7 protein-coding genes and 1 pseudogene are annotated in these 11406 nt (G+C 48.2%); 1 reads left to right on the top strand and 7 read right to left on the bottom strand.

The window, feature by feature from the left end:
- Positions 1-787: pseudogene (locus tag M3P05_RS19695) on the top strand (anti-phage deoxyguanosine triphosphatase); the annotation flags it as partial.
- Positions 788-852: 65 nt separating this feature from the next.
- Here M3P05_RS19695 and M3P05_RS19690 read toward each other — a convergent pair.
- The 7 genes from M3P05_RS19690 to M3P05_RS19660 form a co-directional block, all read right to left on the bottom strand.
- Complete coding sequence (locus M3P05_RS19690) at positions 853-1554, bottom strand: M48 family metallopeptidase (RefSeq protein ID WP_249701832.1); 702 nt, start codon at positions 1552-1554, stop codon at positions 853-855.
- 11 nt (positions 1555-1565) lie between these two features.
- Positions 1566-4922, bottom strand: a complete 3357-nt coding sequence (locus M3P05_RS19685; protein ID WP_249701831.1) for a type I restriction endonuclease subunit R — start codon at positions 4920-4922, stop codon at positions 1566-1568.
- Between the two features lie 202 nt (positions 4923-5124).
- The gene (locus M3P05_RS19680; protein ID WP_249701830.1) at positions 5125-5691 is read right to left on the bottom strand and encodes an imm11 family protein; all 567 of its coding nucleotides are present in this window, start codon (positions 5689-5691) and stop codon (positions 5125-5127) included.
- Positions 5688-6293: an AHH domain-containing protein gene (locus tag M3P05_RS19675; RefSeq protein ID WP_249701828.1), complete on the bottom strand. Its 606-nt coding sequence runs from the start codon at positions 6291-6293 to the stop codon at positions 5688-5690. The genes M3P05_RS19680 and M3P05_RS19675 overlap by 4 nt, the downstream gene beginning before the upstream one ends.
- A 347-nt stretch (positions 6294-6640) precedes the next feature.
- Entirely contained in the window at positions 6641-8104 is a 1464-nt protein-coding gene (locus M3P05_RS19670; protein WP_249701827.1) for an ATP-binding protein, read from the bottom strand.
- Positions 8105-8162: 58 nt separating this feature from the next.
- Positions 8163-9425, bottom strand: coding sequence for a restriction endonuclease subunit S (locus tag M3P05_RS19665; protein ID WP_249701826.1), 1263 nt, complete (start codon positions 9423-9425; stop codon positions 8163-8165).
- A complete protein-coding gene (locus M3P05_RS19660) occupies positions 9425-11092 on the bottom strand; it encodes a type I restriction-modification system subunit M (protein ID WP_249701825.1) in 1668 nt (555 codons plus the stop codon). The genes M3P05_RS19665 and M3P05_RS19660 overlap by 1 nt, the downstream gene beginning before the upstream one ends.
- Between the last annotated feature and the right edge of the window lie 314 nt (positions 11093-11406).

The raw sequence follows: 11406 nt of genomic DNA, 5'->3' as shown, positions 1-11406 counted from the left end.
CCCCAAGTGCTACTTCGATGATGACAGGGATATTTTTGATTGGGTAACGAAAGACTTTTCACCAAAAGATAAAGAGCTTTTTGTAAAATCCAAGCTTGTTCCCGATGATGATGACAATACCTCGGATAAATTCGGAGAGTTTCATCGTAAGCCCTGTTATAAAAGCCTTGATACCTCAATCATGGAGCTTGCAGATGATATTTCCTATAGCATTCATGACCTTGAAGATGCGATTTCTTTGGGGATGGTTGATAGCAATGATTGGATGCGTATCGAAAACGATCTCAACGGGTTATGTGTCGAAAGCCTGGATGCAAAAGGCCTAAGAAAAAAGCTCTTCTCTGATAGTGCAGCTGAAAGAAAGCAGGCCATCAGTGCTCTTGTTAACTACTTTGTGACTCATGTGAAGGTGGATGCGAAAAACCCTGACTTTCAGGAGCCTTTGCTAAAGTTCCAAGCTTATTTACCTGATAAGGTAAAGGGCTACCATGAGGCAATACACAAAGGTCTTACCGTTGAGAAAGTTATCAAAAACACCAACGTACAGCTGCTTCAATTTAAAGGACAGATGTTGATCGTTAAATTGTTTGAAGCTTTGGCGACAGACCCAAAGAGATTCTTACCAAAAACAACCTACCAACAATATACTCGTGCGGAAAAGGAAAAGGCCAAATCTGGACTAAGAGTGATTTGTGATTATGTTTCAGGCATGACTGACGGGTATGCGACACGACTCTATGAAAAGCTGTATGTTCCAAATAAAGGATCAGTTTTTGACCACTTGTAATATGGGGTAGTCGCCTCGAATAGTTCCATTGGTGTATGAATCAATGGAACTTTCATTATCGCCCACTAAACCTCCACCCCAAGCCTCTCCACCTCAGCATGACACCTCTCCCAATCCGGGTAATGCAAAGCCACCAGCTTCCAAAAAGCCTGGTTATGGCTTTTCTCAACGGTATGGCACAGTTCATGGACTATCACGTAGTCCAGAACCGCTGGTGAGAACTCCATACAGCGGGGGTGAAACTCCAGGATATTCTGTTCAGCACAGCTGGCCCATCGTCTGGGGAAACGGTGCAGGCGTGTAGCTACAGCTTCCAGGCCTGTCTGACGCTGCCAGTGGCGAATGCGGGGTATGAGCTTGTCTTTGGCCTTCTGTCGAAAGAACACGTCCCTGGCTTCCCTCAAAGCCTTTTTAGATAAAGACCTGCCTTCGGGTGACTGAATAAAGAACTTGCTGTGATTAAAGCTGATAATTGGCTTCTTTAGTTCGAGTGCCGGTTCTACCTGGCAATACCAGCTTTTGCCCCGGTAAAGCAGACGGCTGCCGGTCACAAATTCATCCTTAACTGGTTGGTTCACCTCTTCCAGCTTTAACTTGATCCAGCGGGCGCGGTAACGGATTAGCTTTTGCTGCTCCTGCTCAGAAACAGCAGGGCCGCGCAGCAGAACAGGCCTGTTCCGCTCCACTGTCACATAGTGTCGTTTTAACTCGGGTCGTTTCTGGAACTGCCACTCAATCATGGTGGCTCCATACTGGTAAACAGGCATCCGTCGTACGCTCAGTTATTCAGCAAAATATCGAACAGGGTGGCGGCGTGCTGGCGGGACGTTGACATATCCCACCCGGCCAGAGCCTTCATGGTTTTACGTATTCTTGTTTGCAGCTCTTTATGTATATCCTGCTTGTCTTTCCAGATCGGGCTGGCCAGCACTTCGCAGATGTCCTTTTTTTCAAACAACGCTTTGGTCCATTGAGCGGCCTGCTCATCCTGTTTGCCACCGAGCTGATCGTTCAGATAATCAAAAACTGCTATCTGTGCCGGTGTTTCAAATCCGGCCTGCTGGCCACCAGCTGCCTTTTCTCTCACCTTCTGTGTGAACAGTTCCAGCTGTTTCAAGAATTCTGCCTGCTCAATACGTTTCTCTTTTTCTTCTTCTATCAGCTTCTGCAGGGCTTCTTCCAGTGGCCCGAAGAAACCAGGGTTCTTCTGCTTGCCGGTGGCAATGGTGTGTTTGAGCTGGTTCTTCATGACCAGTGCCTGGCTGCCTACATTCTTCAGCTTTCTCAGACGTTCCATATCCCGGGCATCAAGAATAGAGACTTCTTTGCCAAGCAGGCTGTGAACTTCCCCTGAATCAATATGATCATCCACCAGCCTTTGGAGCAATTCTGATTCCAGCTGGTTCAAAGGTCCTTTATGGGCGTCGTCCGGCAGCTTGTTTCGCAGCGCCAGCTTGATCTCCACCAGCACCTTGAAATAAGGCTTGAAACGGGCACCACGCTCATCGGGCAGAACAATATCCAGACGGGCATTAAACTCTTTAAAGGCGGCCAGGAAGTCTTCTACAACGTCCAGGCGTTCGTCGGGATCAAGGAACAGGTCTGCATCTTCTTTATAAAGTTCGGGCTGTTTCAGCAGTTCATGTTTCCTGGGTAACAGGTTTAAAACCTTCTGAAGAGCAGCTTCCAGCTTTGGCAGCTCACTCTCAATATCTGTCCATATCTGCTCCGGTTTTACATCACTACCATAAATGGACAGAGCCTTATCAAGATATTCAACAACACCAAAGTAATCGACGATATAACCGGCATTCTTGCCTTTGCGTGTCCGGTTTACCCGGGCAATGGCCTGGAGCAGGGTATGTTCCTTCAACGGCTTATCAAGATAGAGGGTGCTGACAATAGGCGCATCCCAGCCAGTCAGCAGCATATCCGAGACGATCAACAGTCCGATATTGTTTACCCGAATGTTGTGCTCATCGTTCTCTGTTTCGTCACCGTAGGGTTTCTTGAACAGATCGTTGACCAGTTTGGGAATATCCTCTGAAGGAACAGCGACAGGCTGTTTGCCCTGCTTGAGTTCTTCCTTTACCCGCTCCTCAATGGTTTGCAGTGGTTTGGTCAGCCCATGGATCTCATAAGCCGCCTGAGCCTCATTCACGCCGGTTTTGTTTTCGGTGATGCCTCCCAGTGAGATAACAACCCGATTTTCAAAGGTCTCTTTTCCAGCTTCGGCCCGCTCTTTCATAAGGGCATCAAGAGTGTCTTTGTAGCGTACAGCCATACTCCGGCCATCACATACCAGAATGCCTTTGAAACCTTTGGTTTTCACACTGGAAAGGAAGTGGCTGGTTAGATGCCTGGCGTTTTCTTCGATACGGTCTTTGGCCATACGGCGTTTTTTCAGCAGGGCTTGTTTAAGCTCTTTTTGTCGCGCTTCATCCTCCTGGCCAAACTGGTCACCAAATGCCTGATCCAGTTCAGGGTCAACAGTCAGTTCCGTCATGCCCTCCTGATACTTGATAGGCAGAGTGGCACCATCAGCAACGGCCTCATCCAGGCGATAAGTGTCGATGTAGTCTGAATCCTTAACACCGGTAAACTCGTTCAGAGTGTTCTTATCATCTTTAAACAACGGTGTACCGGTAAAGGCAATAAACTTGGCGTTAGGCAGGCTGGCCCGCATAAAAGCCGCCAGAAAGCCGTACTGGCTGCGGTGAGCTTCATCCACCAGCACATAGAAGTTGGGTTTGTTGGTGAGTACATGGAAGTCGACAGCTTCTCTGCTCTGCTCAACCCATTTATTAGGCAGTGGTGAACCATCACTGTTCAGCAAACCAAAGTTGATATTACTATCTTCACAGATATAGAACTGACCATCTTCAAGCACCCTGCGAACACGGGTTTTATTCTCTTCATTGTCCGCTTCAGAATCCTTGGCTGCTGCTTTAATAGGCTTGCCATCCCGCTCCTGAAACTTCTGCACGGTGCTGGTAAAAACACTGCCGTAATCATTAATCAGCATTAGTTCCAGGCCAGCAACTGAGGGCGCTTTCAGGGGATTCAGGCCAACATTGGTAAAGGTGTTATAGATCTGCTGGTCAAGGTCTGTTCTGTCGGTCAGAACCAGAATGCTGGGGTTGTTTAAACCGGTTACTTCTGCTCGAAGATAACGGGCCAGATAAGCCATGGTGAGGGATTTACCACTGCCCTGAGTATGCCAGACAACTCCTCCAGAAGGTCCGCCCTGTGATTTGTCTGCAGTCAGCCGGGCAATGGTTTTACGAACGGCCCGCCACTGCTGGTAACGGGGCAGTTTCTTGATGACTTTCCCTTCTTCCATTTCAAACAGAACAAACTGGCAGACCAGTTCCAGAAAGCGGGAAGGTTCAAACAGAGCCCAGAGAAGTTTGTCCTGCTCAGTTGGCTTCTTCCCCAGAAGTGACTGAACAGTTGCTTCTTCAGCGGCTTCCAGACGATAGCGAAAGTAAAATGCTTCAGGGGTAAAGATGGCGCCATACCGAGCCTGGTTACGGTTAATCGCGGCACAAACTTGGTTAAAAACAAAATGCCGGGGATGACTGTTCTGGTAAGCCAGCAGCTGGTGGATGCCTTTGGAGAGTTTTACATGGCTGGCCTTACATTCAATCATCCCCATGGGTAGCCCATTGATAAACAGCAGCAGATCGGGGCGGAACTCGTCACCCTCACTGTTTGTACCTATATATTGGTCCACAACATGAAAGGCGTTATTTGCAACAGTGGCTTGATCAAAGAAGCGAACGCTGTGGGAGTGGCCTTTACTGTCTTTTAGCTGGATATTGCTGCCATGAACCACCGATTCCCAACTGTTCTGGCTAGACTCCATCAGGTTGCCGTTCCAGAACTTGCGCAGCTCCCTCAGAACCGTTTCAACACCGTTATGGATACCACCCAGCCATGGGTTAATCGTCAGCAGTCGTTCATCCAGAATATCGGCCAGAATTGGCGGCAGATGTTTGTGGGCCTGCTGCTGGCCAACATCTTTTCCTGAAAGGTGAATGTATCCAAGCTTTTTCAGCCAGGCGATAGCAGGTTGTTCCACGCCTGTCAGTTCAGGCTTTTTGTGCTGGTGGCTGCTGTCGTCCATGGGCATGAGGGTCGATTCCTGTTACTACTGCGGGTCTGTCGTATTGTATAGATGAGCTGCGAGAATAGACCTTATCACTGCTGATGGTCAGAGAATAAGGGGATTTTGTGAGTTTGATATGCTCTTTCAAAACTGGCAGTAAAAAGCCACGCCCTCCCATGGCGAGGTTTTTTACACGTTAACCAATACCACGCTTGTTTTTTAGATATCAGGCTGGCTCTGGTGCCAAGTTTTCACTAAAAATGACTCCACTTAAACCGGCCTGCTTACATGCTTCCACAAAACTTTCGGAACAAAACAGGCTAAGGTAGTCATCAAACTCTGTACGAAACAGCGGCTGGCCCTCCAGTTTCTCTTCAGTAAATTCCAACCAGGTAATATCGCCCCATTCATTCTTCAGGCATCGCCCCGAGTTTAAGGCATGGTCGGAAACAGTCAGGCAATTAAATAACCAGCCCGTTCCTTTATTGCCTTTCTCGTCGATATAGGAAACCGGTAACAGTTCGCCTGAAGAGGCAATTAAGGGGGACAGGGCCTTACAGGCTTTTTCACTCAAGAACAGACGCCCCTGCTTCTGAGTAATATCAGGGGTAGGTATGGCTTTACCTGAGTGTGAGTAGAGATCAATTTCCAGAGTGCTCCACTGATCTTTATAGGGCGTTGGTTCTGAGCTCATATGAAACAGAGTGCCCTGCCCCAATGCCTTTCTGGCATTTTTCCCTGAGATATTGAACAGCTGGTAATTCATATAATCAGGGTGGATGGAATAAATCATAGCGGCAGGCCAACTCCCTTTCTGTTCATAACATAGCCAGGCTGGGTACCGGACTGCAGGCGGTTTTCGATCTCATCCAGAGCCTTTATCAACTGCTTCTGGCTCTTGATCTTGTTCATATTGATCTCTCTGTCCAGCCAGAAGTAATAATTGAAGCGGTGAATTCGGCTATGGGGTACAGCTTTTCTTAGATGTTCCGGCATTTTGACCAGTGAGGCTGTGTTTCTTGGAAGCCAGCAGCCGTTATGTGGATCATCAATACGGATTCTGTGCCAGGCGATTATCGCTCTCTGGGTAGCAGCTCCCTTATGGACTCCTGAGACAGTGGCATGAGCATGGCACTCCTCATGTGGCCGGGGATCATTCTCAAGCGCCATATGTAATGCAAGTTGCTTTGATTGATGCTCCTCTTCTTCAAGATCATCGAGTTCTTTATATTTCCCGGCCAGGCGGTAAACATCAAGCTGAGTCTCTACCTGGGCAATGGCCGCAACACGTTGAATATCAACTGCCGTAGGCTTTTTGATGGCGGCAAAGTTCCTGATCGACCTTTCAACCCTGTCCTGCTCGTGCAGAGGCTGGTCCTTGACTGGTACGGGCATGATGACACCCTCGTTATTATTATGTGCTGTCGTTTTGCTTCTACTTATTACGGCGATTCTATTGTATTTGATTTTGGAAGCCACCTTTTCTTCAGGATTACCCTGAGGCAGGACCACATATATAGAAAATCCCGGTTTTCTATACATATCTGGCAGACGTATATACAAAAATGGCTTTTTCTATACACGTTCTGTGGTGAGAAGGGACTGCTCGGCCAGGGAGCCATCAAATAACCATCAAATAAATATTGCTGGTGAAAACCTATTAAATTCAACAGGTTATCTAGTTTCTGCTGGCTGGTGTGGGAAGCCCCATCAAATAACCATCAAATAACGATCAAATAAACTCAGGCCCAGAAAGGTATATAGCGGGCATTGCGCTTTCCCTGGTTTTCATCAAATGGCCGAATCAGGCTGGCAGCCAGGGTGTCCTTGATGACTCTGGAGACGGTCGCGCTGTTTTTCGGGTCAATGCCAAATCGTTCCCGCAGTGTGGAGTTGGTCATCTGGCTGCGCTCAACCCACTTGAGACAGGCATGCTGATAACAGGCACGAATGCGGTCAGCCTGATCCATTTCGTTCAGGTTCTTATGGCCAAAGAGTACAACCTGGGTATTGTCATCCCTGATTTCGAACAGTGGAGCGGGTAGCTGGTAGACTTCTGTCTGTGCCACAACCTTATCAATACCGCTACCCCGTTCCTCACAGATACCCGATCGTCGTAATAAAGAAGCCATTGCCTCATTGCGAGAGCGTGGAGGGCTGTCAAGAAAACGATCCGTATCAACAAGAGGGATGCCAGGGTTGGTAATCTCCATGCGATCTTCAAAAATTTCCACCATAGGGCTGGTGCCGGATGCGAACAGGTCCTGGTGAATAAGTGCGTTGGCCACCAGCTCGCGTACGGCAAGCTCCGGAAACATGGGCACTTCCATACGGAGAGCCTGCCCCATCACTTCATTACGGGGAACATGAGAGTTGATAAAAGAAATTAATCCCTCGAATCCGCTGGCATATCCTTTACCGCCAACCTGTTCACGCACTGTTTCAAGCTTGTTCCGTCCTTTGTAGATCACCACCCGAACGGCTTTGCGTTTCAGCTTCTTGAATTTACTGAAATCCCTGGCAAATAGCAGAGCTCCGAGGTTGGTGATATTCCAGGTGCCGGAGTCATTGACTGTAATCAGGTCATCCTGTGCCAGCTTCTCCAGAATTCCCGCTCTGTTATCAGGTAGAGGAAGTTCCAGAAGCTCGAAATAGGAAGGGTAATCCAGAAGGGATAGAACAAGCTGATCATCTGCCTGTTCCATGGCTGGCAAATCTTCAAAAGGTGTAGCATCAAAGGCTCGCCAGAGTGCCCGCTCTTTTTCAGGAAAGTCCTTCAGCTTTTTCTTGTAGCTGCCAATACGGATGAACTCTGTGCTATCGAATTGCACTGGAGTGTGGGAAGCCTTGGCTATTTCCAGGATAACAACAGGCTTCTCATCCACATTCAATGAGTGGAAGGTAAAGTAGATACGGGGAGAGAGTTTTTGCAGCAACCAGCTTTCCAGCTCCTGGCCACCGCGTTTGTCGGTTGCCGGTACAAAATCAGTACCAATCACTTTATGGCTGGCATCATCAATGCCCCACACCATATAGCCGTTCAGCTTGCCGGATAGAGCTGCCCCGTTGCTCAGGGCAGAGATATAGGCACCCAGGTCATCGGGCTTGATTCGATTATGCTTGAACTCAACCCATTCCGTTTCAGCAGGTAAAGCCAGCAGCTCACGCAGTAGTCCCTGTAGTTCTTTCTCCGTGCGCTGGCTCATGGGCTGGGGGTCTCCTGAATAACTTTGATCAGTTTAACGGGAATAGAAACCGGGTTCATCATACGGTAACCCTGATCTGGCCGGTCAGTAGCTTTTGCATCAGGCCTTTTTTGAGTTGTTGGGTTTGGGTTTTGCGTTTAGATAGCTGATCAAGTTTCATATCAGCCACAGATAGTATTTTGGAAATTTTGCGGCTTTCATTTAAATCATTTGGTACTGGTATTTTCAGGTTGCGAATATCCTTCAAGCTCAGCGACATTTGTGAGGAGCCATTTATATTGTGTTTTATTTGTTTTTGGCAGGAAGGGCTGGTTAAAAAGTAATATAGGTATTCACCTCGGCCTTCTGTTGCAATGACTGCTGTATTCTGCCCGAGGCAAAATGGCTGGCTTTCTACCACTAAGGCGCACTGCCCGAAGGAGCCAACTCGACTTATCACAACATCGCTGATTTTGGGTTGATACTTCTTTATGAAAACTGAGTAAACATCTTTACTCACTGTCTTGCAGTTATTCAGGTCAATGTGTTTATCCTTTATATCTCCAACTCTGACCATAGGATAACCATCATCAGAAAACTTAGGTGTGCTATGTAAACTATCGAACACATGGTGCAAAGTTGAAAGCTTTTCCACTTCCCACTCAACCGGAATCCGCCCCAGCTCAGTCTCCTTAAACTCGGTATGAGGCTGCCACTGGCCGTTGGCATCCTGTGTACCCACACCTTCGGAAAACAACTTTTGCATCAGCCCTTTTTTCAGGGTTTGGGTGGTGGTGATCTGCTGGTCGATCAGCTCCAGCTTGCGATCAACAGTGGAGAGAATTTTGGTGATTTTTTTTCTTTCTGCAATGGGGGGGACGGCAAGACTAATTTTCTCAAGTGCTGCTTTGTTTAACTTATATCGTCCTGCTCCCTGTCTGGTTAGGTAGTTAACAATGTCCCTATTTCTAAAGTAGTGATAGAACCACTCAGCTGAACATATTTCAGTATCACTAAGCACGTGAGCATGGTTATTAACCGTGCTTTTGCCGTGAATGAGCTGAGTCATCGACATACTGGCGTACTTTAAGAAGTGGTCACCATCTTCTCCGATTAATGTGAATGTTCCATCTTGCTCATATGTAGATATAAAATCTTGAGCTTTAGTTGGACCATAATACGGATATGGGCCGGGTATAAGCTTTCTTTCATCCCGATTTATTGGTTTTCTACGATTATTTTGAATGGAAAGAGCTTCACCAACTGTATAAACAGACCAGTCCTTTGGTATCAAACCAACCAAACTATCTTTGTAGTCGCTTTGATTTGTAACAGCTCCCATTATGACACCTCTGTATTAGAGCAAGCTTTTACGCTGGAATGACGAAGTGAAGTAAGGCCAAGTTCATTTAGGTAATCATTAAGCTCAGTATCAACTTCATCTAATTGCTTGCTAATAACATCCAGCTCACCCAGCACAGCCGGAATATCCACCAGCGGCTCAGGCTCAGAGGTATCAATATACCGGGCAATATTCAGGTTGTAATCGTTATCCGCAATCTCTTTCAGTTCAACAACCCGGCTGTATTTCTCCTCTTCGGCACTGTTGATAAAGGCGGCGCTGTGGGCATCGTGGATATGGTCAATATCCTGCTCCCGCAGGGTGTTCTGGTTTTTGCCTTCGGCAAACTCCCGGCTGGCATCAATAAAGATGACTTTATTCTTTAAACTGGCCGGTTTCTGCTTGTTCAGAATCAGCACACAGGCGGGAATGCCGGTGTTATAGAACAGGGCGGAAGGCAGGCCGATCACCGCTTCAATACGGTCGCCGGGGATTTCACTGGTGCCCTTTAACAGCCCGGTACGAATCTTGCCCTCTTCACCACCACGGAACAGCACACCGTGGGGCAGCACCACCGCCATACGACCATTGTCTTTAACACTGGCCAGCATATGCTGGACAAAGGCCAGATCGGCATAACCCCGTGGTGGAACACCGTATGCCAGGCGGCCATGTTTATCGTGCAGATCTTTTTTATAGTTGGGGGCAACCTCTTTCTCTTTGCCGTTCTTATCCACCTTCTTCTTCAGGTTCACTTCCAGGGGCGTCCACCACTGTTTGGCGGAAAACGGTGGATTGGCAATCACCCGGTCAAAGGTTTTCAGGGTTTGGGCGGGCGCTTTGCCTTCCAGATGCAGCGGGCTGACCAGAGTATCGCCCCGGCGCAGATCGGCGCTCATATTGTGCAGATAGAGGTTCAGCTTACCGATGGCCCAGGTCCCCAGGTTTTTCTCCTGACCATAGAGGGTGACATTGGCTTTACCGAGAATGGTGCCACCGGGCAGTTCCGCCACATGGTGGGCACTTTCCACCAGCATTCCGCCGCAGCCAAAGGTTGGGTCATAAACCGACTGGCCGGGTTGAGGGTCCAGCAGGCGCACCAGAAGTTGTACCACAGGCTTCGGGGTATAGAACTCGCCGCCTTTCTTGCCGGCATCGTCAGCAAATTTCTTGATCAGATACTCGTAGGCATCCCCCAGCATATCGGCTTTATACAGGCTGCTGTTGCCCAGGTGATACTGGTTAAAGTGCCGCAGCAGGCGGGCCAGAAGAGTATCCCCCAGCTTGGCCTTGTCGCCGAACTGGATCGCCGTCAGCACACCTTCCAGATAAGGGTTGCGGGCTTCAATATCGGCAAAGGCTTCGTCGATGGCTTCACCAATATTCTCGGTGCGCTGGATAATATAATCCCAGCGGGCATGTTCCGGCACAAAGTGATCGCCTTCATCATGCTCCAGTTCAATGGCTTCCTCCCGGGAGCACTCTTCGTCCTCCATCAGGGACTGCACTTTCTCTTCAAATACATCGTTAAAACGCTTGAGAAAGATCAGGCCAAAGATGTAGTTCTTGAAGTCGGAGCTGTCGATAGAGCCCCGCATAATATTGGCGGATTCCCAAAGCCAGCTTTCCAGAGCTTCCAGGGTGAGTTTGTTGTGTGTGTCAGACATGGACTAAACCGAGTTGCAGAGAGACGGAAGCGGGCAGGTGCCGGGACAAAACCACCAGCAGCCAGTCGTGTAATAGCTCTCTGAGAAAATTTGTGAATGGGAGTAGATTACATGAAAAGGGAGGCGTGCCGGAATATTTTGAAAATGTCTCCTTTTGTCACCTTACTCCACTTTGCAGGAAGCCCACTGATGATTAAGCGAATTATGCGAAGAAAGCTTAATGACGGGGCCTGTAGGCATTCTCATATGACCAGAAGGTTTCCATTTGTGTACCGAAAGCCATATCACATGTTTTTCCTTTGGGTATAAAAAAA

This window comes from Parendozoicomonas callyspongiae, from assembly GCF_023502345.1.
Taxonomy (GTDB): domain Bacteria; phylum Pseudomonadota; class Gammaproteobacteria; order Pseudomonadales; family Endozoicomonadaceae; genus Sansalvadorimonas; species Sansalvadorimonas callyspongiae.
Note: the sequence above shows the minus strand (reverse complement) of the source record. Positions and strands in the feature narration are given on the sequence as shown.

Excerpts from the sequence above, each read along its gene's own strand:
- M3P05_RS19665 (WP_249701826.1), bottom strand. The coding sequence starts at position 9,425 with ATGGGAGCTGTTACAAATCAAAGCGACTACAAAGATAGTTTGGTTGGT.
- M3P05_RS19670 (WP_249701827.1), bottom strand. The coding sequence starts at position 8,104 with ATGAGCCAGCGCACGGAGAAAGAACTACAGGGACTACTGCGTGAGCTG.
- M3P05_RS19675 (WP_249701828.1), bottom strand. The coding sequence starts at position 6,293 with ATGCCCGTACCAGTCAAGGACCAGCCTCTGCACGAGCAGGACAGGGTT.
- M3P05_RS19690 (WP_249701832.1), bottom strand. The coding sequence starts at position 1,554 with ATGCCTGTTTACCAGTATGGAGCCACCATGATTGAGTGGCAGTTCCAG.
- M3P05_RS19660 (WP_249701825.1), bottom strand. The coding sequence starts at position 11,092 with ATGTCTGACACACACAACAAACTCACCCTGGAAGCTCTGGAAAGCTGG.
- M3P05_RS19685 (WP_249701831.1), bottom strand. The coding sequence starts at position 4,922 with ATGCCCATGGACGACAGCAGCCACCAGCACAAAAAGCCTGAACTGACA.
- M3P05_RS19680 (WP_249701830.1), bottom strand. The coding sequence starts at position 5,691 with ATGATTTATTCCATCCACCCTGATTATATGAATTACCAGCTGTTCAAT.